Here is a 26,074-nt window from a genome sequence, read left to right as displayed (position 1 = left end):
CGGCACACAGCTTGCCGGAAAGGATCGGATTATGAGCGGATTCGGACACTACGAGCGCACTGCGGACGAGCTTGAGCGCGAGATCGTCAAGCGCGGCATTGCAATCGGCATCGACTGGCAGGATGCCGCGCGCCTGCGTGAGCTGGCGGCGAGAGCGCTGAGCTGCACGCCGGGTTGCATGATGAAGATGCTGCGCAGTCCCATTCGACAGGAAAAGCTAACCGGAGAGCTGTTCGCGCTTTCCGAGCTGATGTTCGAGAACATGCGCCAGAGCGCGGAGGTGGGCATGCATACCCACGGTGGGCCGGCCTGGAAGGCATTTGGGCGCGCCCTCTATGAGGCCTACGACGCCGGGGTGGTGCGCGACGCCGACCCTGTTCCCGCCATGGAGGGGTGAGGCTGCGATGAGGGTGAGCGGGGCCGGCGCGGGCACGGCCCCACTGCGTCAGGCCAGCGTGCGTTCTGCTGCAAACAGTTCGGCAACGGTCTCGCGGCGGCGGATCTCGTGCATTTCGCTGCCGTCGATGAGCACCTCTGCCGCACGCGGGCGGGTGTTGTAGTTCGAGCTCATCGTCATGCCATAGGCGCCGGCGGACAGGATGGCGAGCAGATCGCCGGCGTTGACCTTCAGACTGCGGTCATGGGCAAGGAAATCGCCACTTTCGCAGATCGGTCCGACAATTTCGTACACCTGCTCGTCGCCGTCATGCGGGGTTACGGCGACCACCTCGTGCCAGGCATCGTAGAGCGCTGGGCGGGCAAGGTCGTTCATGGCGGCATCGACGATCGCGAAGTTCTTCGTCTCGCCCGGCTTGAGGTACTCGATGCGGGTGAGCAGCAGGCCGGCGTTGCCGACCAGGGAGCGTCCGGGCTCGAAGCACAGCTCTTCCTCGCGCCCTGCGAATACAGCCAGCAGGGGGGCGAGGTAGTCGGCCACCGTCGGCGGCATCTCGTCACGGTAGCGGATGCCAAGTCCGCCGCCGAGGTCGATGTGCTCAAGGGCGATGCCCGCGGCACCGAGCCGGTCGACCAGATCGAGCAGCTTCTGTGCGGCCTCGGCCATCGGTGCCGGGTCGAGGAGCTGGGAGCCGATGTGGCAGGCGATGCCTGCGACGCGCAGGTTCGGTAGCGCCGCTGCGCGCTGATAGAGCGCGAACGCGTCGGCGAAGGCGACGCCGAACTTGTTGCCCTTCAGTCCGGTCGAGATGTAGGGGTGGGTCTTCGGGTCGACATCGGGATTCACGCGCAAGGCGATCGGTGCCGTGCTGCCGAGTTCGCCGGCCACGGCGTTCAGGCGCTCGAGTTCTGCCGCAGACTCGACGTTGAAGCAGCGGATGCCCGCCTCGAGGGCGATGCGCATCTCGGCTGCGGTCTTGCCGACGCCGGAGAAGACGATGCGGTCGGCACGTCCGCCTGCGGCCTGCACGCGTGCAAGCTCGCCTGCCGACACAATGTCGAAGCCGGCGCCCAGGCGCGCGAATACCGACAGGATGCCCAGGTTCGAGTTGGCCTTGACCGCATAGCACACCAGGGCGCGGCGGCCGGCGAGTGCCTCTTGCCATGCCGTGAAGGCCGACTCGAGCGCGGCCCGGGAATAGACGTAGGTGGGCGTGCCGAAGCGCGCTGCGATGTCGGCCAGCGGCCGCTCCTCGAGCCAGAGTGCGCCTTCGCGCAGCTGCAGCGTGGGTACCGGCAGGTTGGGGCAGGCAGGGGTGTTGGCGTTCATTCGATCAGGCGTTCCGGGCGCAGGTCCGCAGGGACGATGGGTTTGTTATGATCGGCGCCCGCCGGGGCCTGTCCGCCGGGGGCAGGCAGGTAGAGCGGGCCTTTGATGCCGCATGCCGACAGCAGCGCGCAGGCAAGCGCGATCGCGGTGAGTTTGGCTCGCATGGCCGTCATTCTGGAAAAACCGGAATCCTAACAGAAGGAATCAGCATGGAAGAGTCTGCATTCAACGCCCTTGCCGAAGCCGAGCTCGCCCGCATCGAGACCGCACTCGAGGCGTGTGGGGCGGACATCGATATCGAACCCAAGCCGGGCGGCATCCTCGAGCTCGAGTTCGACAATGGCAGCAAGATGATCATCAACCGTCACACCGCCGCGCGGGAGATCTGGGTTGCGGCGAAGTCGGGCGGTTTCCACTTCCGCTTCCAGGGTGAAAGCTGGGTCAATACGCGTGACGGCCGTGAGCTGTGGGCCATGCTTGCGGACCTCGTTGCCGCCCAGGCCGATCAGCCCGTGCAGCTGAATCCGCAAGCCTGAGCGAGCTCAGCGCCCGATGGGGGTCGGCATGCGATCCACCACGGGTGCCGGAGCCTGGGCCGGAGGGGGCAGGGGGGGCAGGCGCGCAGGCGGCCCGGGCGGGATCGCCTCGCTGGGGGCTTCCATGGCCGGTGAGGTGTCGGCTGCGAACATCTGTTGCAGCCAGTCCGGCGCGGCAGGCGGCTCGGGGGGCGCGTATTCCGCGTAGTGGAAGTCCTGTCGCGTACCCAGGCCATTGTCGACCAGGATCAGCCCGTTGGGGCGTGGCAGCTGTGTTTCGGGCACGCCTTCCAGGGCGCTGGCCATGTAGTTGATCCAGATCGGCAGCGCCGCCGCGCCGCCCGTCTCGCCGCGCCCCAGGTTGCGCGGCTGGCTGTGGCCGACCCAGGCCACGGCTACGAGTTCGGGGTGATAGCCGCAGAACCAGGCGTCGACATAGTCGTTGGTCGTCCCGGTCTTGCCGGCGAGGTCGGTGCGCTTGAGGCTGCGCGCGCGGGTCGCCGTGCCACTCTGGACCACGTCGCGCATCATCGAGTCCATGAGCCAGGCGTTGCGGGCGTCGATCACACGCGGTGCGCTCTGGCCTGCGACCGGCGGGTCGGTGCGGGCGATCAGGCGACCGTTGCCATCGTAGATCTCCTTCACGATGTAGGGCTCTATGCGATAGCCGCCGTTGGCGAATACCGCATAGCCCGCGGCCATCTCCCAGGGCGTCGCTGCGCCTGCGCCCAGTGCCAGCGTCAGGTAGGCCGGGTTGCGCGCGCCATCGAAGCCAAAGCGGGTGAGGTAGTCGCGGGCATACTCCGGGGTGATCTGCTCGAGCAGGCGGATCGCGACCATGTTCTTGGAGCGTGCGAGCGATTCGCGCAGGGTCATCGGCCCGGCATAGCGGCCGTCGTAGTTCTTGGGCTCCCAGGCCTTGCTGCCGGTGACGCCGGCCGGGTAGTAGAGCGGTTCGTCGGCAAGCACGTTGCCCGGGCCGAACTCGCGCTCGAGCGCAGCCGAGTAGATGAAGGGCTTGAAGCTCGATCCAGGCTGGCGCAGCGCTTGGGTGACGTGGTTGAACTTGTTGCGATTGAAGTCGAAGCCGCCGACCAGGGCGCGCACCGCGCCAGTGCGCGAGTCGATCGACACGAGGGCGGCCTGCACCTCGGGTAGCTGGGCAATCTCCCAGGCGTCGTTGCCGCTGTTGCGCAGGCGCACGACAGCGCCGGGGCGGATGCGGCGGCTCTGTGGCGCCTTTTCGGCGAGCATGGGGGCAACGAAGGCGAGGCCTTTGCCGCTGATCGTGATCTGCTGACCTCTGCGGTAGGCAACGACCTCCTTGGGCGAAGCCTTGACGACCAGTGCCGCGAGCAGGTCGCCATGGTCGCTGTGGTCGCTCAGCGCTTCGTCCAGGCGCGCGGCGTCGACCATTCCCGAGGGCAGGTCGACAAATGCCTCGGGGCCGCGGTAGCCGTGGCGGCGGTCATAGTCGAGCACGCCGCGACGCAGGGCGGCATAGGCGGCCTCCTGGTCCTTGCGGGTCACCGTGGTGACGATGCGGATACCCAGTTCGTAGGCTTGCTCGCCGAACTGTTCGACGGCAATCTGGCGCGCCATCTCCGCGACATGGTCGCCGGGCACGACGATGTCCTGGTTCTTGCGGGCAGCCGCGATGTCGCGCTGGCTCTGCTTCGGGGTGGCGAATGCAAGCGCCTCTTCGTATTGCGTACTACTGATATAGCCAGCCTCGAGCATGCGGCGCAGCACGTATTGCTGGCGTACCGCTGCGCGTGCCGGATTGACGATCGGGTTGAAGGCGGAGGGCGCCTTGGGCAGGCCGGCAAGCATGGCCGCTTCGGGCAGGTTCAGCTGGTCGAGTGTCTTGCCGTAGTAGGCGCGCGCAGCTGCAGAGAAGCCATAGGCGCGCTGCCCGAGGAAGATCTGGTTGATGTAGAGCTCGAGGATCTGGTCCTTGCTGAGGTTCTGCTCGATCTTGAGCGAGAGCAGGATCTCGTAGAGCTTGCGGTTGTAGGTCTTCTCGCGCGAAAGAAAGAAGTTGCGCGCAACCTGCATGGTGATCGTCGATGCGCCCTGGCCGCGGCCTCCGGTCGATAGATTGGCGATCGCCGCGCGCGCAAGACCGACCAGGTCGATCCCGGGGTGCTCGTAGAAACGCTCGTCTTCGGCGGCCAGGATGGCGTGCTTCAGCGTCGACGGAACGTCGGCGATGCGAACTACATCACGGCGTTCTTCGCCGAATTCGCCGATGAGGTGGCCGTCCGCCGTATATACTCGCAGCGGCACGCGCGGCCGGTAGTCGGTGAGCGTGTCGAGGGCAGGGAGATTCGGCCAGGCAAAAAAGGCCATCGCCGCAAGTGTGGCGAGGCCGAGAGTGATCAGCGCAAGCAGCGCTGTGATCGGATACAGGACCCAGCGCATGGGAAATCCGGGGTTGTGGCAGGTGGGCAGGCATTATAAGGGAAGCGCAAGTCTGGCCCCAGTCGATCCTGTATGCAGCATGTGTCAGAAATGCAGTTTGCTTTACACCCCATGGCCTTGTTGCTAGCATTCTAGAAGCCTGCTCAGGCTCTGCGCGTAACATAAAGAAATGTAAGGACTTTCTTTGTGATTGAAATCCCCTTTCTCAGCTCAGCGGCACGTCAGCTTGCCGGGCTCGACATCTCGTCCTCATCGGTCAAGCTGGTCGAGTTGTCCGGGGGTGACAAGGACGCTTACAAAGTCGAGCGCTACGCAATCGAGTCCTTGCCGCGTGACGCCGTCGTCGACGGCAACATCGCCAACCTCGAGGCGGTCAGCGAGGCGATCAAGCGCGCGTTGCGCCGTTTCGGTGGCAGCGTCCGCAATGTTGCGGTGGCCCTGCCGTCGTCGTCGGTCATTACCAAGAAGATCATCCTGCCTGCGGGCTTGCGCGAAACCGAGATGGAGTTCGCCGTCGAGTCCGAGGCCAATCAGTACATCCCGTTCGCACTCGAGGAGGTCAATCTCGACTTCCAGGAGATCGGGCCGGCGCCCGGCAGCCAGGGTGACGTCGAGGTGCTGATTGCCGCGTCGCGCAAGGACAAGGTCGAGGATCGGGTTGCCGTGGCCCAGGCTGCCGGGCTCAAGGCGGTCATCGTCGATGTCGAGTCGCTCGCCACCGAGGCTGCGCTGGAACTGGTCTGCCGCCAACTGCCACGCGCAGGCGCCGATCAGGTCGTCGCCCTGGTCGATGTTGGTGCCAATGTCATGAACGTCACGATGTTTCGCAACGGGCAGTCGCTCTATGCACGCGAGCAGGCCTTCGGTGGCGTGCAGCTCACCCAGGACATTGCGCGCCAGTATGGCATGAGCTTCGAGGAGGCCGAGACCGCCAAGCGCGCCGGGTCATTGCCCGACAGCTATGCGCGCGACCTGCTGCGGCCTTTCATGGACAGCCTGGCGCTCGAGGTTTCGCGCGCGCTGCAGTTCTTCTTCACCTCTACACAGTTCAACCAGGTCGATCACATCGTGCTTGCCGGCGGCTGTGCCGTGATGCCCGGCCTTGGTGATGTGGTCGGGGCGCGCACCCAGGTCGACACCATCATCGCCAACCCGTTTGCCGGCATGACGATCAATGCCAAGCTGCGGCCCAAGAGCCTGCTGGCCGATGCGCCCTCGCTGATGGCGGCTTGCGGCCTCGCGCTGCGGAGGTTCGACGCATGATCCGCATCAACCTGCTCCCCCATCGCGTCGAGAAGCGTCGCCAGCGTCGTCATCAGTTCTACGCGGTCTCCGGGCTCATGATCGTGCTTGGCGCATTGATCGGGTTTGTCGTCCATGCGGTTTACGAGGGTTACATCGACAGCCAGCGCGAGCGCAACAACTTCCTGAAGGCCGAGATCGCAAGTCTCGATCGCGACATCGCCGAGATCCGACGCTTGCGTGGGCAGATCGACGCCATGCTGTCGCGCAAGCAGGTCATCGAGTCGTTGCAGACGACGCGGGCCGAGACCGTCCATTTGTTCAACGAACTGGCGCATCGCATGCCGGACGGTGTCTATCTGAAGTCCATCCAGCAGAATGGCCGCCGCGTGACGCTGGTTGGGTATGCGCAGTCAAACGCGCGAGTTTCGCACCTGATGCGCAACCTCGAGTCCTCTCCCTTCCTCGAGTTGCCGGTCCTCGTCGAGGCCAAGGCGGCGAGGCTGGACGCCCGGCGAGTCAGTGAGTTCACCCTGGGTATCGGCATCCGGCAGCCCAGCGCGGAAGTCACGGAAGCCGCTGCCGGTGGCGCCACGGGAGCGACGCAATGAGTACCGGTACCAGACTTGGAAAGGGCATCGATCTCGATCGCCTGGTGAATGACTTCAAGGGCCTGGATCCCAATGATCCGGGCTTGTGGCCGCTCGCGCCTCGGGTGGCTGTGTTCGTCGGCTTGTTCGTGCTGACGATTGCGGGCTTCTGGTGGTTCGACTGGCAGGACCAGGCCGCTTCGCTCGAGCGCGTGCGCGCCGAGGAGCAGCAGCTGAGGGACAGCTGGGTCGCCAAGAAGCGGCAGGCGGTGAATCTGGAAGAGCACCGGCGGCAGCTTGCCGAGATCGACCGTCAGTTCGGCGCGCTGCTCAAGCAACTGCCCAATCGTGCGGAGATGGACTCGCTGCTGTCGGACATCAACCAGGCGGGCCTGGGTCGTGGCTTGCAGTTCGAGCTGTTCAAGCCGGGTGCCGACGTGGTCAAGGAGTTCTACGCCGAGATGCCCATCGATGTCAGGGTTCAGGGGGTCTATCACGATCTTGGCGAATTCGTTGCCGATGTCGCGCGCATGCCGCGAATCGTCACGCTCAACAACGTCGCCCTGGGAGCGGGCGAGGATGGCAAGCTCAAGTTCGAGGCCAAGGCGACCACCTATCGTTATCTCGACGAGGAAGAGCTCGCCCAGCAGCGCCAGGCGGCTCAGGCTGCAGCGGCAGCGCAGAGGAGCAGATGATGAAGAGGGCTTCATTGGTCGCGGCCTGCGCATTGCTTGCCGGGTGTGCCGGTGGCAACCAGGACGATCTGCAGGCATGGATGACCGAACAGGCGCGGACGATGCGTGGCTCGGTCATGCAGTTGCCCGAGTTGTTGCCGCTGGCCGTTGTCGATTATGCGGGTGTTCAGGGCGACGACCCTTTCCGGTCGGCACGCATGGAGCCCGAGCGGCGTGCTGCGAGTGCGCTGAGGCCTGACATGGACCGCCGCCGCGAGCCTCTCGAGGCTTACCCGCTCGAATCCATGCAGATGGTGGGTGTCCTTGAGCAGGGCCGTACCGTACATGCCCTGGTGAGCGTCAATAACACCCTCCACCAGGTAAAGGTCGGACATTACATGGGACAGAACTTCGGGGTCGTCACCGCCATCAGCGAGAGCGAAGTGACCTTGCGCGAACTCGTCGAAGACGTCTACGGCGACTGGGTCGAAAGGACCAGTTCGCTGGTATTGCAGGAGCAGCAGGAGACCAGAAAATGAGACATCGAATCGGAATGCTGCTGCTGGCGGCGATGGTCGCCGGCGTAGCGCCCGTGCCTTCTGCCCTTGCGCAGGGTGCGGAGCAGGCGCAGGCGCTGTCGAACCAGATCGAGGGGCTGGAGGTTGCCGAGCAGGGGGGTACCCTGTATGTGCGCCTGACCCTTAAGGAGCCGCTGACAGCTGTGCCGCCCAGCTTCAGCGTGGCCAATCCGGCGCGCATCGCCTTCGACTTCGCTGGCACGGCCAACGGGCTTGGTCGCAACGTTCAGGCCATCGACCAGGGTGACCTGCGCAGCGCCAACATCGTGCAGGCTGGCGATCGCACGCGGCTGGTGCTCAACCTCGTACGCATGAGTCCCTACGAGACGCGCGTCGAGGGACGCGACGTGATCGTCGCCATCTCGCCGGTCAACGTCCAGGCTGCGCGCGCGAGCGTCGCCTCGGAATCGCGTGGCAATTTTGCCGAGGCTCCGGTTGCCGCCGCGTCGGCGTTTGCTGTGCGTGACATCAATTTCCGGCGTGGCACCGAGGGAGATGGCCGCGTCGTCGTCGATCTTTCGAGTGCGGATACCGGTATCGACATCCGCCAGCAGGGCGGCAATCTCGTCGTTGATTTCCTCAAGACGTCGCTGCCAGAGCATCTGCGCCGGCGTTCGGATGTCACCGACTTCGGCACTCCGGTGACTTCGATGACGGCGCAGCAGGTCGGCGACCGCGTCCGCCTCACAGTCACGCCCAATGGCTTGTGGGAGCACAACGCCTACCAGAGCGACAACCGCTTCGTGCTGGAGGTCAAGCGACTGGTCGAGGATCCGAACCGCCTGGTGCAGGGGGCGGCGCGTGGGCAGTATCAGGGCGAGAAGCTGTCGCTCAACTTCCAGAACGTGGACGTGCGTTCGGTGCTGCAGGTCATCGCCGACTTCACGAACTTCAACATCATCACTTCCGACTCCGTTCAGGGTGGCCTGACGCTGCGACTGAAAGACGTGCCGTGGGACCAGGCGCTCGACATCATCCTCCAGGCCAAGGGTCTGGACATGCGCAAGAACGGCAACGTGATCTGGGTCGCGCCGGGTGACGAACTGGCGGCGCGTGAGCGCCTGCAACTCGAGGCGCGGGCTCAGGTCAAGGATCTCGAGCAGTTGCAGACCGAGAGCTTCCAGATCAACTACCACAAGGCCAAGGAGATCTTTGATTTCCTGAAGAGCAAGGACCAGACCATGCTGTCCTCGCGTGGTAGCGTGGTGGTCGACGAGCGCAGCAACAAGGTCTTCGTGACCGATGTGGCGTCCCGTCTCGATGCGCTGCGGCGTCTGGTTCAGGAAATTGACGTTGCGCCCCGGCAGGTGTTGATCGAGGCGCGCATCGTCGAGGCCAGCAAGACCTTCTCGCGCGAAATCGGTGTCCGCCTTGGCCTTGGTAGTCTTGGGACTGCAAAGCTCGGCAACCTGGGTCAGGTCGGGTTCGGCAAGTCGGCGTTCGGAACGAGAGCGCTGGAGGTTGTCGGCCAGCAGCCCACGGATCCCCAGCCGGGCGATCCCGTGATTCCGGGCTTCATCCGCGAGACCTTCAGGCCCGGAACGACATCGGTCAACTCGATTGGTCAGGTGGTGACTCAGGGCGGTGACGTCGTCAGCGGGCGGCCGGTTGCAGGCGCCTTTGGCGCGCTGAATCTGACCCTCTTCAACAACAGCCTGACGCGCTTCCTCAATCTCGAACTGCAGGCGCTCGAGGCCGATGGCCGTGGCCGAGTCGTTTCCAGTCCGCGTGTGCTGACCGCCAACCAGGTCGAGGCTTCGATCGAGCAGGGTACCGAGATTCCCTATCAGGAGGCGTCGAGCTCCGGTGCCACCAGCGTTTCGTTCAAGAAGGCCGTGCTGGCGCTGAAGGTGAAGCCGCAGATCACACCAGACGGGCGGCTTCAGTTGTCGATCGAGGTGAACAAGGATCGTCCGATCTATGAACGGGCGCTGCTCGGTGTGCCGCCGATCGAGACCAAGAACGTCAAGAGCGAGGTCCTGGTCGAGAACGGCGGCACCGTCGTGATCGGTGGCATCTACGAGGAAGAGGAGTCCACCGGGGTGGACAAGGTGCCGGTGCTCGGTGACGTGCCGGTGCTGGGGCATCTGTTCAGGGCGCAGAAGCGGGTCTCTGACCGCAAGGAGCTGCTCGTCTTCATCACGCCGCGTATCGTTGCCGATTCTCTGACGCTCCGCTGAGCGGCGGCGGCAGCTGTTACAATGCCGGGGCGGGCATTCCGAAAGGGTGCCCGCCCTTTTTCATCTCGACTTCCGGCGAGTCACGCGTGAGCTGTCTGATACTGATCGGCATGATGGGCGCCGGCAAGACCACGGTAGGCAAGGAGCTGGCGCGGCGGCGCAAGCTGCGCTTTGCCGACTGCGACCACGAGATCGTTGCCCGTACCGGGGTGACTATCCCGACCATTTTCGAAATCGAGGGCGAGGCGGGTTTTCGGCGTCGTGAGACGCAGATGATGGATGAGCTGACCCTGGAGCCGGACATCGTCATCGCCACTGGTGGCGGCGTGGTGATTGCCCCCGAGAACCGTGCGCTGATGCGCGAGCGTGGTGTGGTGGTTTACCTCAACGTGCCGCCGCAGATCCTGTACGAGCGCACCCGCCACGATCGCAACCGCCCGCTGCTTCAGGTGGAGAACCCGCGCCAGCGCATCGATGAACTCTACCGTCAGCGCGATCCGCTCTATCGCGAAGTCGCCCACATCATCGTCGATGGCGGGCGCACGAATCCCGGAACCATGGTGCGCCTGATCGAGGACGCGCTGAAGAAACGCGAGCAAAGTACATGCAGACCCTGAACGTCGCTCTCGGCGATCGCGCCTATCCCATTCACATTGGTCGCAGCCTGCTCGGGCGAGCCGATTTGATCCTGCCCCACCTCAGGACGCGACGCGTGGCGATCGTCACCAACGACACCGTCGGCCCGCTCTACCTTGAGGCCCTGAGCACGGCGCTGGCGCAGGCGGGGGTTGGCGTCTCTGCGGTCAGCCTGCCGGATGGCGAGGCCTACAAGGACTGGGAGACCCTCAACAGGATCTTCGACATGCTGCTTGCCGAGCGCTGCGAGCGTTCCACCACCCTGATCGCACTGGGGGGGGGTGTCGTGGGCGACATGGGGGGCTTCGCCGCTGCCTGCTACCAGCGCGGCATGCCCTTCATCCAGGTGCCGACCACGCTGCTGGCCCAGGTCGACTCCTCGGTGGGCGGCAAGACGGCGATCAATCATCCACTCGGCAAGAACATGATCGGCGCCTTCTACCAGCCCCGCCTGGTGCTGGCCGACATCGATACGCTGGCCACGCTGCCTGATCGCGAGCTCTCTGCTGGCCTGGCCGAGGTGATCAAGTACGGGCTGATTCGCGACCCCGAGTTCCTCGCCTGGCTTGAGCAGAACCTTGAGCGCCTGGTGGCGCGCGACGCCGATGCGCTGGCGTATGCGATCGAGCGTTCCTGCCGCAACAAGGCCGAGGTGGTGGCTGCGGATGAGACTGAGCAGGGCGAGCGCGCGCTGCTGAACCTCGGCCACACTTTCGGCCATGCGATCGAGACCGGCCTTGGCTATGGAGAATGGCTTCATGGCGAGGCGGTGGCTGCCGGCACCATGATGGCAGCGGAGTTGTCGCGGCGTCTCGGTTGGCTGGGCGAAGCCGAGGTCGCACGAGTTGGCGCGCTGTTCGAGCGTGCGCGGCTGCCTGTGTGGGGGCCGCTGCTCGGGGCTGAGCGCTATCTCGAGCTCATGGCGCACGACAAGAAGGTGGAGGCGGGGCGCCTGCGCCTCGTGCTGCTGCGTGAGCTGGGGCGTGCGGTGATCCACGGCGATGCGCAGCAGACCGATATCGCCGCCGCCATCGAGGCGCGCTGCCGCTGAGCGCTTGCGCGTTGCGAGTCTGAACAGAGGAGATGCCGATGCTGCAGCTTGCGCCGTACGCGGTCACCGAACACAACTCGCGTGGCCGTGCCTACGACGAACCCGTGCCGGTGGCGCGCGGTCAGTTCCAGCGCGACCGCGATCGTATCGTGCATTCCACTGCGTTCCGTCGCCTCGAGTACAAGACCCAGGTGTTCGTGAATCACGAGGGCGACCTGTTTCGAACCCGCCTCACTCACAGTATCGAGGTGGCGCAGATCACCCGTGGCATCGCCCGCCAGCTTGGGCTTAACGAGGATCTCGCCGAATCCATCGCGCTTGCCCACGATCTTGGTCACACGCCTTTCGGCCATGCCGGCCAGGAGGCGCTCAATGCCTGCATGCGCGACCATGGCGGTTTCGAGCACAACCTGCAGTCGTTGCGCACGGTGGACGTACTCGAGGACCGCTATGCAGCCTTTGACGGCCTGAACCTCATGTTCGAGACCCGCGAGGGCATCCTCAAGCACTGCTCGCGCGCCAATGCCGAACGCCTGGGCGATGTCGGTCGGCGCTTCCTCGAAGGAACCCAGCCCTCGCTCGAGGCCCAGCTCGCCAATCTTGCCGACGAGATCGCCTACAACAACCACGATGTGGACGATGGGCTGCGCTCGGGCCTGATCACGCTCGAACAACTCGAAGAGGTCGCTCTGTTCGCCGCGCAGCGTCGCGAAGTCGAGGCGCGCTGGCCCGGGCTGGCGGGACGCAAACTGATCAACGAGACCGTGCGCCGCATGATCCATCTGATGGTCATCGATCTGCTCGAGCAAACGCGCGCCAATGTCGCCTCAGCCGGTGTCGCCTCGCTCGACGACGTTCGCCGCGCGCCCCGCCTGGTGGCGTATTCCGAGGCGCTGCTGGTGCAACTGCGCGAACTCAAGGCCTTCCTGCGCGAGAACCTGTACCGCCACTACCAGGTGCTGCGCATGACGAACAAGGCGCGCCGCATTGTCAGCGATCTGTTTGCCGCCTTCATGGACGATCCGCACATCCTGCCGCCGCAGTACCAGGCGATGGCGCGCGATGACAAGGCGCGGGCCATCGCCGACTATATCGCGGGCATGACCGACCGCTACGCCATGAAGGAGCATCGGCGCTTGTTCGCCGTTGGCGAGATCCACTGATTCGTGCCACATACACCTGCCCAATGGCGCACAGGAATACCTTGCTCCAGATCGCTGCCGCAGTGCAAAAAAATTCTTGAACCCAGCGTTTTGCGGGCGTATAGTTTTTTTCGTCAACAGCCTGTCTGGTGGCGGTGTCCAAAATGGTGCATGCGGGCTATTTGCCCAATCTGCCTGGTCATCCAAAAGCTGTTTTTGCACCAAGTTGGTGCAAATCACAAAGCCGGTGCGCGCGCGCCCGGCTTTTTTGTGCGCGTTCGGTTTTATCGGACCTGACTCCGGTCCGACTGGCCTCCCTGGGCTCCTGCGCGTGATCTTGCGTGTCGTTTGAGGAAAAGAAGATGGATCAGCCCCAAAAGCAGGGTCTGTACGACCCCGCCAACGAACATGATGCCTGTGGCGTGGGTTTCATCGCCCACATCAAGGGCGAGAAACGTCATGACATCATTCTGCAGGGCCTCGAAATCCTGAAGAACCTCGACCACCGCGGTGCGGTTGGTGCCGACCCCCTGCAGGGCGACGGTGCCGGCATCCTGATCCAGATCCCCGACCAGCTCTACCGCGAACAGATGGCCGCCCAGGGCGTGACCCTGCCGCTGCCCGGCGAGTACGGCGTCGGCATGGTGTTCATGCCCAAGGAAGCCGCCTCCCGCCTGGCCTGTGAAGAAGAGATCGAGCGTGCGGTGGTGGCTGAAGGGCAGGTCGTGCTCGGCTGGCGCGACGTCCCGGTCAATCACGACATGCCGATGTCGCCGACGGTGAAGGCCAAGGAGCCGGTGATCCGCCAGATCTTCATTGGCCGCGGTGCCGACGTCATGGTCACCGAAGCGCTCGAGCGCAAGCTCTACGTTGTGCGCCGCCGCGCCGCCAATGCCATTGGCGCGCTGCAGCTCAAGCACGGCAAGGAGTTCTACATGGTGTCGATGTCGGCACGCACGGTGAACTACAAGGGCCTGCTGCTCGCGAACCAGGTCGGCGAGTACTACCTGGACCTGGTCGATCCGCGTGCGAACTCGGCGCTGGCCCTGGTGCACCAGCGTTTCTCGACCAACACCTTCCCGAAGTGGAACCTCGCCCACCCGTTCCGCTACATCGCCCACAACGGCGAGATCAACACCCTGCGCGGCAACTACAACTGGATGCGCGCGCGCGAGAAGGGCGTGCATTCGCCGCTGCTTGGCGACGATCTGCAGAAGATCTGGCCGCTGATCTACCCCGGTCAGTCCGACTCGGCGTCGTTCGACAACGCGCTCGAACTGCTGGTGATGAGCGGTTATTCGCTCGCCCACGCGATGATGATGATGATCCCGGAGGCCTGGGAGTCGCACACGCAGATGGACGAGAAGCGCCGTGCCTTCTACGAGTACCACGCGGCGATGATGGAGCCGTGGGACGGTCCCGCTGCGGTCGCCTTCACGGACGGCCGCCAGATCGGCGCCACCCTCGACCGCAACGGCCTGCGTCCGGCGCGCTATCTGGTTACCGACGACGACCTGGTCGTCATGGCCTCCGAGTCCGGCGTGCTGCCCATCCCTGACAGCAAGATCGTCAAGAAGTGGCGCTTGCAGCCGGGCAAGATGTTCCTGATCGACATGGAGCAGGGTCGCATCATCGGCGATCAGGAGATCAAGGAGTCGCTTGCCCACGCGCGCCCCTACGCCGACTGGCTGCGCCGCATCAACATCAAGCTCGACACGCTGGAGGCGCCTGCGGTAGTCGACGCCGCCGCTGCGGCGGAGCGCGTCGAGCCGCTGCTCGACCGTCAGCAGGCTTTCGGCTACACCCAGGAGGACATCAAGTTCATCCTCGAGCCGATGGGCAAGAGTGGCGAGGAAGGCACTGGCTCGATGGGCAACGACTCGCCGCTGGCGGTGCTGTCCTCCAAGAACAAGCCGCTGTACAACTACTTCCGTCAGCTCTTCGCACAGGTCACCAACCCGCCGATCGACCCGATCCGCGAGCAGATGGTGATGTCGCTGGTGTCCTTCATCGGCCCGCGTCCGAACCTGCTCGAAATCAACGAGATCAACCCGCCGTTCCGCCTCGAGGTCAGCCAGCCCGTGCTCGACTTCGCCGGCATGGCCAAGATCCGCAACATCGCGCGCTACACGCAGAACAAGTTCCGCTCGGCCGAGCTTGATATCTGCTATCCGGCCGAGTGGGGCAACGAAGGCGTGGAGGCGCGTCTGGCTTCGCTCTGTGCCGACGCCGAAAACGCTGTGCTGGGCGGTACCAACATCCTGATCGTGTCCGACCGCAAGCTGGCCGCCGACCGCGTCGCCATCCCGGCGCTGCTGGCCTTGTCCGCGATCCACCAGCACCTGGTGGAGAAGGGCCTGCGCACGCGCACCGGCCTGGTGGTCGAGACCGGCTCTGCGCGCGAGGTACACCACTTCGCGGTGCTCGCCGGCTACGGCGCCGAGGCGATCCATCCCTACCTCGCGCTCGAGACGCTCGAGCACATGGCGGGCGATGCCGAAGCCGCCGCCAAGTACGTCAAGCATTTCGTCAAGGCGGTCGGCAAGGGCCTGATGAAGGTCATGTCCAAGATGGGCATCTCGACCTACATGTCCTACACCGGCGCGCAGATCTTCGAGGCCGTCGGCCTCAAGCAGGCACTGCTCGACAAGTACTTCACCGGCACCACCAGCCAGGTGGAAGGTATCGGCGTGTTCGAGGTGATGGAAGAGGCCATCCGTCTGCACAAGGCCGCGTTCTCGGCCGACCCGGTACTGCACGACATGCTCGATGCCGGTGGTGAGTACGCCTTCCGCATCCGCGGCGAAGAGCACATGTGGACGCCGGACGCGATCGCCAAGCTGCAGCACGCCACGCGCTCGGGCAAGGCCGAAACCTACAAGGAATACGCCAAGATCATCAACGACCAGGGCAAGCGCCACATGACGCTGCGCGGCCTGTTCGAGTTCAAGACTGCGGCCACCCCGGTGCCGCTGGACGAGGTCGAACCCGCCAAGGAAATCGTCAAACGCTTTGCCACCGGCGCCATGTCGCTCGGCTCGATTTCCACCGAAGCCCATACCACCCTCGCGGTGGCAATGAACCGCATCGGCGGCAAGTCGAACACCGGCGAGGGCGGCGAAGACCCGATGCGCTTCAAGCCGCTGACCGAGGCCATCCGCCTGTCGCAGGTGATCGGTGAGAAGCGCATTGCGCGCGACCTCGAGCTCAAGGCTGGCGACTCGCTGCGCTCGGCGATCAAGCAGGTGGCCTCGGGCCGCTTCGGCGTCACCACCGAGTACCTGGTCAACGCCGACCAGATCCAGATCAAGATGGCCCAGGGCGCGAAGCCCGGCGAAGGGGGCCAGCTGCCCGGTCACAAGGTCTCGGAGTACATTGGCTTCCTGCGCCACTCGGTGCCCGGCGTCGGCCTCATCTCGCCGCCGCCGCACCATGACATCTATTCGATCGAAGACCTGGCCCAGCTCATCCACGACCTCAAGAACGCCAACCCGGTTGCGAGCATCTCGGTCAAGCTGGTGTCCGAGATCGGCATCGGCACGGTGGCCGCCGGCGTGGCCAAGGCCAAGGCCGACCACATCGTCGTCGCCGGCCATGACGGCGGCACTGGCGCCTCGCCGTGGAGCTCGATCAAGCACGCCGGTTCGCCGTGGGAGCTCGGCCTGGCCGAGACCCAGCAGACGCTGGTGCTCAACCGGCTGCGTTCGCGCATCCGCCTGCAGGTCGACGGCCAGATCAAGACCGGCCGCGACGTCGTCGTCGGCGCGCTGCTCGGCGCCGACGAGTTCGGCTTCGCCACCGCGCCGCTGGTCGTCGAAGGCTGCATCATGATGCGCAAGTGCCACCTCAACACCTGCCCGGTTGGCGTCGCCACCCAGGATCCGGTGCTGCGCGCGCGCTTCCAGGGCCAGCCCGAGCACGTCGTCAACTACTTCTTCTTTGTCGCCGAAGAAGTGCGCGAGCTGATGGCCCAGCTCGGCGTGCGCAAGTTCGACGAGCTCATCGGCCGTGCCGACCTGCTCGACATGAAGCAGGGCATCGCGCACTGGAAGGCACAAGGGCTGGACTACTCGCGCATCTTCTACCTGCCGCCGGTGCCGGCCGAAGTGCCGCGACTGCACACCGAGACCCAGGACCACGGCCTCGAGGGCGCGCTCGACCAGCAGCTGATCGCACTTGCCAAGCCGGCGCTCGAGAAGGGCGAGAAGGTCAACATCGACCTGCCGGTGCGCAACATCAACCGCACGGTCGGTGCCATGCTCTCCGGACAGGTTGCGGCGCGCTACGGCCACGCCGGCCTGCCCAACGACACCATCCACATCCGCCTCAACGGCACCGCGGGCCAGAGCTTCGGCGCCTTCCTGGCACGTGGCGTGACGCTCGAGCTGGTGGGCGAGGGTAACGACTACGTCGGCAAGGGGCTGTCGGGTGGGCGCATCGTCGTGCGTCCGAAGGCCGAGTTCCGCGGCAGCACGCCGGAGAACATCATCGTCGGCAACACCGTGCTCTATGGCGCCACCGAGGGTGAGGTGTACTTCGCCGGCGTTGCCGGCGAGCGCTTCGCAGTGCGCAACTCCGGCGCCACTGCGGTGGTGGAAGGCGTGGGCGACCATGGCTGCGAGTACATGACCGGCGGCACCGTGGTCGTGCTCGGCCAGACCGGCCGCAACTTCGCCGCCGGCATGTCGGGCGGCGTGGCCTACGTGCTCGACGAGGACGGCACTTTCGAGCAGCGCTGCAACATGGCGCAGGTTGCGCTCGAGCCGCTGCCCGACGAGATCGCTGCGCGCAAGGGCTCGGAGTCGGGTGACGATCTCGAATCCCATGGCCGTGTCGACATCGACCACCTGACGATGGGCGACGAGCTCATCCTCAAGGGCCTGATCGAGCGCCATGTCCGCTTCGCCGGCAGCGTGCGCGCCCGCGAGATCCTGAACAACTGGGCCACCTGGCGGAAGAAGTTCGTCAAGGTGTTCCCGCATGAGTACCGTCGCGCGCTGGCCGAGATGGCCGAGGCGCGTGAAGCAGAGAAGGAGGCCGCATAAATGGGCAAGCCCACTGGATTTCTGGAGCATCAGCGTCTGTCCGAGGCCTACGAGCCGGTCGACAAGCGCCTGAAGACCTACAAGGAGTTCGTCCTGCGCCTGACCGACGAGCAGGCATCGGTCCAGGGCGCGCGTTGCATGGACTGTGGTATCCCGTTCTGCAACAACGGCTGCCCGGTCAACAACATCATTCCGGACTGGAACGACCTCGTGTATCGCGGCCACTGGCGCGAGGCGATCGAGGTGCTGCACTCGACCAACAACTTCCCCGAGTTCACCGGCCGTATCTGCCCCGCGCCCTGCGAGGCCGCGTGCACGCTGAACATCAACACCGACGCGGTGGGCATCAAGTCGATCGAGCACGCCATCATCGACAAGGCCTGGGAGGAGGGCTGGGTGCTGCCGCTGCCGCCCGAAACCCGGACCGGCAAGAAGGTTGCGGTGGTCGGTTCCGGCCCGGCTGGCCTGGCGGCTGCGCAGCAGCTGGCACGCGCCGGCCATGACGTCACCGTGTTCGAGAAGAACGACCGCATCGGCGGCCTGCTGCGCTATGGCATCCCCGACTTCAAGATGGAGAAGGGCCTGATCGACCGCCGTGTCGAGCAGATGCAGGCCGAGGGCGTGCGCTTCCGCACCGGTGTGCTCGTCGCCGCGAAGGACATGCCGGCCGGCATCGTCAATGATGCCAAGGAAGTCATCAGCGCCGAGCAACTGCAGAAGGACTTCGATGCCGTGGTGCTGGCAGGCGGCGCCGAAGTGCCGCGCGACCTGCCGGTGCCGGGGCGCGAGCTCGGTGGCGTGCATTACGCGCTCGAGTTCCTCATCCCGCAGAACAAGCAGGTCGCCGGCGACAAGCCCAACCCGATCTCGGCCAAGGGCAAGCACGTGGTGGTGATCGGCGGCGGTGACACCGGTTCCGATTGTGTCGGAACCTCGAACCGCCACGGTGCGGCGAGCGTGACCCAGTTCGAGCTGATGCCGATGCCGCCCGAGCAGGAGAACAAGCCGCTGGTGTGGCCGTACTGGCCGACCAAGCTGCGCACCTCCTCCTCGCACGAGGAAGGCTGCGAGCGCGACTTCGCTGTCGCGACCAAGGAGTTCATCGGCAAGAACGGCAAGGTCAAGGCGCTCAAGGCCTGTCGCCTGGAGTGGAAGGACGGCAGGATGTCCGAGGTGCCGGGCTCCGAGTTCGAGATCAAGGCCGACCTCGTGCTGTTCGCCATGGGCTTCACCCAGCCGGTGGGCGGTGTGCTCGAGGCCTTCGGTGTCGACAAGGACGCGCGCGGCAACGCCAAGGCGACCACCGACGGCGAAGGCTGCTACACCACCAACGTGCCCAAGGTATTCGCCGCCGGCGACATGCGCCGCGGCCAGTCGCTGGTCGTGTGGGCGATTCGTGAGGGCCGCCAGTGCGCCCGTGCAGTCGACGAGTTCCTGATGGGTGAGAGCCTGCTGCCGCGCTGATATCCTCTGCGCTGAAGCGATTCGCGAAAGGCGGTCTGCGGGCCGCCTTTTTTACGACTGTGTTTTGCGGAGTCCTGCCCCATGCCCAAGGTTCTCGTCATCAACGGCCCCAACCTAAACCTGCTCGGTACGCGCGAGCCCGAGATCTACGGCGCCACCACCCTTGTCGATGTCGAGCGCGGCCTGCAGGAGCAGGGCGAGGCGCTGGGCGTCGAGGTGCTGTGCTTCCAGAGCAACCATGAAGGCGCGATTGTCGATCGCATCCATGCCGCGCGTGGCGAGGGCGTCGCCTGGGTGCTGATCAACCCGGGTGCCTACACGCATACCAGCGTGGCGATCCGCGATGCGCTTGCCGGGGTGGCGATCCCCTTCGTCGAGGTGCATATCTCGAACGTGCACAAGCGCGAGCCCTTCCGTCACCACTCGTACTTGTCGGATGTTGCCGAGGCGGTGATGGCCGGCTTCGGCACTCAGGGCTACGGACTTGCGCTGCAGTTCGTCGCTTCCCGTTGCTGAGACCGTGAGTGGGCGGCTGCGGGTCGCAAAGACTTGTCGCAATTTGCATTGTTGCATTGCGGGGAAAAGCGGACGCGCTCGATAACAGACGATTGTTACACGCGTATTATCCTCACTCCCGATTTTCTTCCGGAGTGCCGCCGTGCCCACGTCCGCAAGCCGTTCCCCCGCCAGGTCCGAGTCACAGTCAGCGGCGCAGTCTCCCGCTGTCGGCGTCACGCGTCCGCGCGCAGGGCTTCGTCACGCGCGCGAGTGGGGCTATGCGTTGGGACTGGTGGCCGCCTGGTATGCGCTCGCACAATGGGCCAGCGCCCATTTCCTGGATGTGGCGCCGCGTCCGGACGCCTGGCTGCGTGACCTCTCCGCACACCTGCTGATCGGCGGCCTGCTGTTCCTGATGGCGCGCAGCGTCGCGCGCTTCGGCGTGGCGATGGTCGTGCTGTTCTCTGCGTTTACGGTAGGTAATGCGCTCAAACTTGCGGTGCTGGGCGGCCCGGTCATGCCCGACGACTTCGTCGCGGCAAGAAATCTCTTTTTGTTGCTGGAAGGCTGGCAGCTTTGGGGCAGCGTGGCGATGCTCGCGCTGCCGCTGGGGGCTCTGGCCTGGATGTTCGCCTGGCGCAGTCCGCGCGCCTGGGGCGCCGTGGCCACCGTGGCCGCGGGCGTCTGGATGATCGTTGCCCAGCCGGCCGTGGTCACGAGCTGGATGGATGCCCGCTTTGGCGACTGGGTGTGGAACCAGCGCGGCAACTATGAGATGCGCGGCCTGCCCATTCATCTGGTGCAGGAGGCGGCGCGCAACCTTGCGCGCAGGGGGGCTGCACCGGCCTCCGACGAGGTTGATGGCGCGCTCGCCCTGCTCGGTGCGACTCAGCCCAGCCCCTTCATGCGCGCCGCGGCCCGTCGTGACGGACGGGGCGGGCGCAATGTGCACATGATCGTGCTCGAGTCCTTCTGGGATCCGGTGGCGCTCAAGGCGGCCGGTCTGTCGGCCGACCCGCTCGATCCGGCCTTCCGCAAGCTGTGGAAAGCTGCCGGCAACGCCAAGGTGATGTCGCCGGTGTTCGGCGGCTACACCGCAAATGCCGAGTTCGAGGCCTTGTGCGGCTTCCCGGTGATGACCGATGCCGTCTTCTTCGAAGGCCGGCTGCGGCGCGACGTGCCCTGCCTGCCGCGTCACCTGGGCGAGGCCGGCTACCGCAGCTACGCCTCGCACCCGAATGCGGCGCCGTTCTGGAACCGCATCAACGCCTACCGACGCATTGGTTTCGAGCACTACTGGTCCGACCGCGACTTCGAACTCGACGACATGAACCGCGAGTTCCTCAGCGATGCGTCGCTCTATCGCCAGGTGCTCGAACGCATCGGCCCTGAGCTCGGTAATGGCCAGCCGGTGTTCAACTATGTGCTGACCTATTTTGGCCACCTCGACTATCCGCTCAACGCGCAGCGCCCGCAGGTCATCGATACCAGGACCGACAATGCCCTGGTCAAGGCTTATGCCAACACGGTGTATTACAAGTCGCGCGAACTGATGGCCTTCCTCGGCGAACTGCGCGAGCGTGACCCCGACGCCATCATCGTGCTGTTCGGCGACCACCTGCCTTCGCTGGGCTGGAACCATGGCGGCTATGCCGAGTCAGGCCTGCTCGCGCCGAACCGCGCACAGTTCGACGACCCCATGTTCCGTACCCTGGTGTCGACTCCGCTCGTCGTCATCGACGGCAAGCGTGGTCCCTTGCGCACCGGCGACCTGCCGATCTACGCCTTGCCCGCGCTCATCCTCGATCTGCTCGACGACGAGCGTGAGACCATGCTGCGCTTTGCTGCGCGCAGTGACGATGCGGTCCGAATCCGCCCCTTGCCCGGGGTCCAGCTGGCGCTCGAAGGCAAGCGCCTCACGGTGTGCCGCAATGGCGAACTCCTGCCCGAGTGCGAGCCGGTTGCCGCCTGGGTTGCAGCCATCGAGACGCTCAAGCGCGACCTCTTCAGCGGCGCCCAGCATGCGCTGCAGGCTCCGGCAGGCAAGCCGATGCTGCAGACGGTGGAGCTGGAGGCCGAGGAGATGACGGTGGAAGCCGCGCTCGATACCTTGGCCACCGAGGGCGCGCCGGACGTCTGACGCCGCCCCGCCTGGGGGGGGGCGTGCGCGCTGCGCAGCTTGAGCCCTTTCAGGCAACTTCAGCTAGATGCACCGCGGGTGCGCGCCCCGCAACCAGGTCGCTCAGCGCGGCGGCCGATCCGCAGGCCATGGTCCATCCGAGTGTGCCGTGGCCGGTGTTCAGCCACAGGTTCTCGTAGCGGGTTGCGCCCACGAGGGGTACGCCTCCCGGGGTCGCTGGTCGAAGCCCGCACCAGGTCTTTGCTGCGCCCGCGGGCCTGAGCTGAGGGAACAGCTCGTGCACCCGGCGCATCATGGCCTCCTGGCGGACGAGGTTGGGGCGCAGGTTGAAGCCGTCGAATTCGGCCGTACCGGCGACCCGCAGCGAGTTCCCCAGGCGCGAGAACACGAGCTTGTGGCCGTCATCGGTCAGGCTGGTGAATGGCGCAACGCTATCTTCCGCGAGGGGAATCGTCGCCGAGTAGCCCTTGGCCGGATAAATGGGTGCGCGAATGCCCAGTGGCGTCAGCAGCTGTGGGCTGGCGCTGCCCGTGGCGACGATGAAACCATCCGCTTCGATGTGCTCGCCCTGAAGCGTACGTGCCGCGGCAACGCGCTGCCCTGTATGCTCAAGGTTCGTGATCGTGGTGCCGAAGCGAAATGCCACGCCGGCTCGCCGGCAGCGCTCGCCGAGGCTTCGGGTGAAGCGATGTGCATCCCCGGACTCATCGTCGGCGGTGAAGTCACCGCCCACCAGCAGCTTGCGGGCACCCTCGAGCGCGGGTTCGATCGCAATGCACTCATCGACCCCGACTGGCCGCCGGTCACAACCGAAGTCGCGCAGGACAGATGCCGCACGCAGTGCGTGCTCGTACTCCCGGCGGTCGGTGTAGAAATGCAGGATCCCGCGTTCCTGATGGTCGTAGTCAAGCGGGCAATCCTCTGCAAAGGCGGCGCGCAGCCTCTGCAGTTCGCTGCGGCTGTAGCGCGCCAGCTCCACGATGCGTCCAATGTTGGCGCGCGTGCGCCACGGCAGGCATTCGCGGAGGAAGGCCGCCGACCAGTTCAGCAGTGCCCGGTCGGCGCGCAGCCGGAAGCGCAGTGGCGCGTCTTCGCGACCGAGCCAGTACAGGGCTTTCAAAGGCGTACGCGGGCCTGCCCAAGGTTCGGCATGCGACACCGAGATCTGCCCGCCATTGGCATAGCTGGTCTCCATGCCGGCATCGGGTTGGCGATCGATGACCGTCACCTCGAAGCCCTTGCTGTGCAAGTACCAGGCAGTGCTGATGCCGATGACGCCGCCGCCGAGCACCGCAATCCTCATCCTGGCCTCCCCGATCCACGTGCTGGTTCTGACTCAGGCGCACTCGGCCTGCGAGCTACCTGCGCTGTCGGCTTCGATTGCCGCCAGTGCCGAGGCCGCGCGGCGCAGCGCCGGTAAGGAGTCGAGAGCGTTGCGTTCGGTCATCCGCATGATCGGGGCCTGCATGGCGATCCCCATGTTCGAACGCCCCTCGGGCGCGGGCACAAGGACGGCAATGCAGAACAGGCCGGGCAGAAACTCCTCGTTGTCGAAGGCATAGCCAAGCTCGCGCACCTGCTCGATTTCGGCTTCAAGGGCGTTCAGGTTGGTGAGCGTACGCGTCGTGTATTGCATCAGCGGCGCGTTGGCGAGCAGTCGGCGGCGTTGGGCGGGCGTCATCTGCGCCAGGAACAGCTTGCCGCTTGCGGAGCAGTGCGCCGGAACCCGCGAGCCCGGGTGCAGATAGAAGCGCAGTGGGGCGGCTGTCTCGACGCGGTCCAGATACAAGACCTCGCTTCCCGACAACGCGGTGATGTTGCAGCTTTCGCCCACTTCTTCCACGAGTTGCCGCAGCACGGCGTGGCGCGCCCCATGGATCGTGTCATTGAGGAGGAGGTTCTCGGCGAGGCGGCGCAGGCGCGCGCCGGTGCCGTACTGCCGCCCATCGCTGTCGCGCTGGAGCATGCCTGCCGCCTCCAGTTGCTGGAGCATGCGGTGCAGGGTCGGCTTGGGCAGGCCGGTTTCCTCGACGAGCCCCTGCAGCGTCACGAGCTGGTCCTTGGCCGCAATGACCTCGAGCAGCGCCAGCAAACGCATGGTGGGGGTATCGCCATCGATCTTGGCGATCTCGGCGCGGTTCGAACGGAGCTCAGTCATGGTGTCCTCTCCGAAATATTCCTGAAAAGTGAACGTATCGTACCGGTTTTTGGAATCTGATGTTGACCTTTTGGGGTGTTGGACCTAGAGTGCGTTCACGTATCTCGGATATCGGAATGTTTGGTACCGATTTCGTTCAACTAACTCCCAGGAGACAGCATGAGCCAGCCCACCCCCGACGGCCGCAGCGTGGCCAGCGGCCCGACCAAGATGACCCCCTCCGAAGCCTTCGTCGAAACCCTGGTGGCCAACGGCGTCACCGACATGTTCGGCATCATGGGCTCGGCCTTCATGGACGCGATGGACATTTTCGCGCCGGCCGGCATCCGGCTGATCCCGGTGGTGCACGAGCAGGGCGCGGGCCACATGGCCGACGGCTACTCGCGGGTGTCGGGCCGCCACGGCGTGGTGATCGGGCAGAACGGCCCGGGCATCAGCAACTGCGTGACCGCGATCGGCGCGGCCTACTGGGCGCACAGCCCGGTGGTGATCATCACCCCCGAGACGGGCACGATGACGATGGGGCTGGGCGGCTTCCAGGAGTGCAAGCAGCTGCCGATGTTCCAGGAGTTCACCAAGTACCAGGGCCACGTCACCCACCCGGCGCGCATGGCCGAGTACACCGGTCGCTGCTTCGACCGCGCGATGAGCGAGATGGGCCCGACGCAGCTGAACATTCCGCGCGACTACTTCTACGGCGAGATCACCTGCGAGATCCCCAAGCCGGCGCGGCTGGACCGTGGCGCCGGCGGCGAGCAAAGCCTCAATGAAGCGGCCGAGCTGCTGGCCAAGGCCAAGTTCCCGGTGATCATCTCGGGCGGCGGCGTGGTGATGGCCGACGCGATCGAGGAGTGCAAGGCGCTGGCCGAGCGGCTCGGTGCGCCGGTGGTCAACAGCTACCTGCACAACGACTCGTTCCCGGCGAGCCACCCGCTGTGGTGCGGCCCGCTGGGCTACCAGGGCTCAAAGGCGGCGATGAAGCTGATCAGCCAGGCCGACGTGGTGGTGGCGCTGGGTTCGCGCCTGGGCCCGTTCGGCACGCTGCCGCAGCACGGCATGGACTACTGGCCCAAGAACGCCAAGATCATCCAGATCGACGCGGACAACAAGATGCTCGGGCTGGTGAAGAAGATCTCGGTGGGTATCTGCGGTGATGCCAAGGCGGCGGCGGTGGCGCTGACGGCGCGGCTCGCGAATCGTGCGCTCGACTGCGACGCCACCCAGGGCGAGCGCGCGGCGAAGATCGCCGCCGAGAAAGCCGCGTGGGAGAAGGAGCTCGACGAATGGACGCACGAGCGCGACCCGTTCAGCCTGGACATGATCGAAGAGAACGCCAAGGAAAAGCCGTTCTCGGGCGGTGAGTACCTGCACCCGCGCCAGGTGCTGCGCGAGCTCGAGAAGGCGATGCCCGAGGACGTGATGGTGTCGACCGACATCGGCAACATCAACTCGGTGCCCAACAGCTACCTGCGCTTCGAGAAGCCGAGGAGCTTCTTTGCGGCGATGAGCTTTGGCAACTGCGGCTACGCCTTCCCGACCATCATCGGCGCCAAGGTGGCCGCGCCGCACCGTCCTGCGGTGTCGTACGCGGGTGACGGCGCGTGGGGCATGAGCCTGATGGAGACGATGACCTGCGTGCGCCACAACATTCCGGTGACCGCGGTGGTGTTCCACAACCGTCAGTGGGGTGCGGAGAAGAAGAACCAGGTGGACTTCTACAACCGCCGCTTCGTCGCTGGCGAGCTGGACAACCAGAGCTTTGCCGAGATCGCGCGCGCGATGGGTGCCGAGGGCATCACGGTCGATCGTCTGGAGGACGTGGGGCCGGCGCTCAAGAAGGCGATCGACCTGCAGATGAACCACGGCAAGACGACGATCATCGAGATCATGTGCACGCGCGAGCTGGGCGACCCGTTCCGCCGTGACGCGCTCTCCAAGCCGGTGCGATTCCTCGACAAGTACAAGGACTACGTCTGAGCGCTCCGGGGTT

At 65.4% G+C, this 26,074-nt stretch carries 20 protein-coding genes; 15 read left to right on the top strand and 5 right to left on the bottom strand.

Annotation, left to right across the window (positions count from 1 at the left end; translation table 11 throughout):
• Positions 1-31 precede the first annotated feature (31 nt).
• Positions 32-397, top strand: a complete 366-nt coding sequence (locus tag P7F68_RS05220; protein ID WP_002925787.1) for a hypothetical protein — start codon at positions 32-34, stop codon at positions 395-397.
• A gap of 48 nt (positions 398-445) precedes the next feature.
• Here the strand turns inward: P7F68_RS05220 and lysA are convergent, their stop codons facing one another.
• Both lysA and lptM read right to left on the bottom strand, forming a co-directional pair.
• Positions 446-1,726 carry a diaminopimelate decarboxylase gene (lysA, locus tag P7F68_RS05215; RefSeq protein WP_277831292.1) on the bottom strand — a complete coding sequence of 427 codons (1,281 nt, stop codon included), beginning with the start codon at positions 1,724-1,726 and terminating at the stop codon, positions 446-448.
• Positions 1,723-1,890, bottom strand: coding sequence for an LPS translocon maturation chaperone LptM (lptM, locus tag P7F68_RS05210; RefSeq protein ID WP_232431661.1), 168 nt, complete (start codon positions 1,888-1,890; stop codon positions 1,723-1,725). Before lptM ends, lysA begins: the two co-directional genes overlap by 4 nt.
• Positions 1,891-1,935: 45 nt before the next feature.
• Between lptM and cyaY the strand changes: the two genes are divergently transcribed.
• The gene (gene cyaY, locus P7F68_RS05205; protein WP_277831289.1) at positions 1,936-2,262 is read left to right on the top strand and encodes an iron donor protein CyaY; all 327 of its coding nucleotides are present in this window, start codon (positions 1,936-1,938) and stop codon (positions 2,260-2,262) included.
• A 6-nt stretch (positions 2,263-2,268) separates the two neighbouring features.
• On the opposite strand, the gene P7F68_RS05200 is transcribed toward cyaY, so the two are convergent.
• Positions 2,269-4,686 (bottom strand): penicillin-binding protein 1A, encoded by a 2,418-nt coding sequence (locus P7F68_RS05200; protein ID WP_277831287.1) that lies wholly within the window; start codon positions 4,684-4,686, stop codon positions 2,269-2,271.
• Between the two features lie 186 nt (positions 4,687-4,872).
• Here P7F68_RS05200 and P7F68_RS05195 point away from each other — a divergent pair, with 186 nt between their 5' ends.
• The 12 genes from P7F68_RS05195 (at position 4,873) to P7F68_RS05140 (ending at position 21,926) form a co-directional block, all read left to right on the top strand.
• Entirely contained in the window at positions 4,873-5,949 is a 1,077-nt protein-coding gene (locus P7F68_RS05195; protein WP_002925794.1) for a pilus assembly protein PilM, read from the top strand.
• Positions 5,946-6,539: a PilN domain-containing protein gene (locus P7F68_RS05190; RefSeq protein ID WP_277831284.1), complete on the top strand. Its 594-nt coding sequence runs from the start codon at positions 5,946-5,948 to the stop codon at positions 6,537-6,539. Before P7F68_RS05195 ends, P7F68_RS05190 begins: the two co-directional genes overlap by 4 nt.
• Positions 6,536-7,213 (top strand): type IV pilus inner membrane component PilO, encoded by a 678-nt coding sequence (locus P7F68_RS05185; protein ID WP_277831282.1) that lies wholly within the window; start codon positions 6,536-6,538, stop codon positions 7,211-7,213. The genes P7F68_RS05190 and P7F68_RS05185 overlap by 4 nt, the downstream gene beginning before the upstream one ends.
• A complete protein-coding gene (locus P7F68_RS05180) occupies positions 7,213-7,731 on the top strand; it encodes a pilus assembly protein PilP (RefSeq protein ID WP_002925797.1) in 519 nt (172 codons plus the stop codon). The genes P7F68_RS05185 and P7F68_RS05180 overlap by 1 nt, the downstream gene beginning before the upstream one ends.
• Positions 7,728-9,950, top strand: coding sequence for a type IV pilus secretin PilQ (locus P7F68_RS05175; protein ID WP_198291828.1), 2,223 nt, complete (start codon positions 7,728-7,730; stop codon positions 9,948-9,950). The genes P7F68_RS05180 and P7F68_RS05175 overlap by 4 nt, the downstream gene beginning before the upstream one ends.
• Before the next feature lie 86 nt (positions 9,951-10,036).
• Complete coding sequence (locus P7F68_RS05170) at positions 10,037-10,567, top strand: shikimate kinase (protein ID WP_277831277.1); 531 nt, start codon at positions 10,037-10,039, stop codon at positions 10,565-10,567.
• Positions 10,555-11,637, top strand: a complete 1,083-nt coding sequence (gene aroB / locus P7F68_RS05165) for a 3-dehydroquinate synthase (protein ID WP_270068513.1) — start codon at positions 10,555-10,557, stop codon at positions 11,635-11,637. The genes P7F68_RS05170 and aroB overlap by 13 nt, the downstream gene beginning before the upstream one ends.
• A 38-nt stretch (positions 11,638-11,675) precedes the next feature.
• Complete coding sequence (locus P7F68_RS05160; RefSeq protein WP_277831272.1) at positions 11,676-12,800, top strand: deoxyguanosinetriphosphate triphosphohydrolase; 1,125 nt, start codon at positions 11,676-11,678, stop codon at positions 12,798-12,800.
• Positions 12,801-13,141: 341 nt separating this feature from the next.
• Complete coding sequence (locus P7F68_RS05155) at positions 13,142-17,824, top strand: glutamate synthase-related protein (RefSeq protein ID WP_277831270.1); 4,683 nt, start codon at positions 13,142-13,144, stop codon at positions 17,822-17,824.
• The gene (locus tag P7F68_RS05150) at positions 17,825-19,288 is read left to right on the top strand and encodes a glutamate synthase subunit beta (RefSeq protein WP_002925803.1); all 1,464 of its coding nucleotides are present in this window, start codon (positions 17,825-17,827) and stop codon (positions 19,286-19,288) included.
• An 81-nt stretch (positions 19,289-19,369) separates the two neighbouring features.
• Positions 19,370-19,804 (top strand): type II 3-dehydroquinate dehydratase, encoded by a 435-nt coding sequence (gene aroQ / locus P7F68_RS05145; RefSeq protein WP_277831267.1) that lies wholly within the window; start codon positions 19,370-19,372, stop codon positions 19,802-19,804.
• A gap of 142 nt (positions 19,805-19,946) precedes the next feature.
• Complete coding sequence (locus tag P7F68_RS05140) at positions 19,947-21,926, top strand: LTA synthase family protein (protein ID WP_277831265.1); 1,980 nt, start codon at positions 19,947-19,949, stop codon at positions 21,924-21,926.
• A gap of 49 nt (positions 21,927-21,975) precedes the next feature.
• On the opposite strand, the gene P7F68_RS05135 is transcribed toward P7F68_RS05140, so the two are convergent.
• Together P7F68_RS05135 and P7F68_RS05130 are read right to left on the bottom strand one after the other, a co-directional pair.
• Positions 21,976-23,229 (bottom strand): D-amino acid dehydrogenase, encoded by a 1,254-nt coding sequence (locus P7F68_RS05135; RefSeq protein ID WP_277831263.1) that lies wholly within the window; start codon positions 23,227-23,229, stop codon positions 21,976-21,978.
• Positions 23,230-23,262: 33 nt separating this feature from the next.
• The gene (locus P7F68_RS05130; RefSeq protein ID WP_002925813.1) at positions 23,263-24,084 is read right to left on the bottom strand and encodes an IclR family transcriptional regulator; all 822 of its coding nucleotides are present in this window, start codon (positions 24,082-24,084) and stop codon (positions 23,263-23,265) included.
• A gap of 159 nt (positions 24,085-24,243) precedes the next feature.
• On the opposite strand from P7F68_RS05130, the gene xsc reads away from it, so the two are divergent.
• A complete protein-coding gene (gene xsc, locus P7F68_RS05125; RefSeq protein WP_277831259.1) occupies positions 24,244-26,061 on the top strand; it encodes a sulfoacetaldehyde acetyltransferase in 1,818 nt (605 codons plus the stop codon).
• Positions 26,062-26,074: the final 13 nt, after the last annotated feature.

It is taken from the genome of Thauera mechernichensis, assembly GCF_029588855.1.
GTDB classification, from domain to species: Bacteria; Pseudomonadota; Gammaproteobacteria; order Burkholderiales; family Rhodocyclaceae; genus Thauera; species Thauera mechernichensis.
Note: the sequence above shows the minus strand (reverse complement) of the source record. Positions and strands in the feature narration are given on the sequence as shown.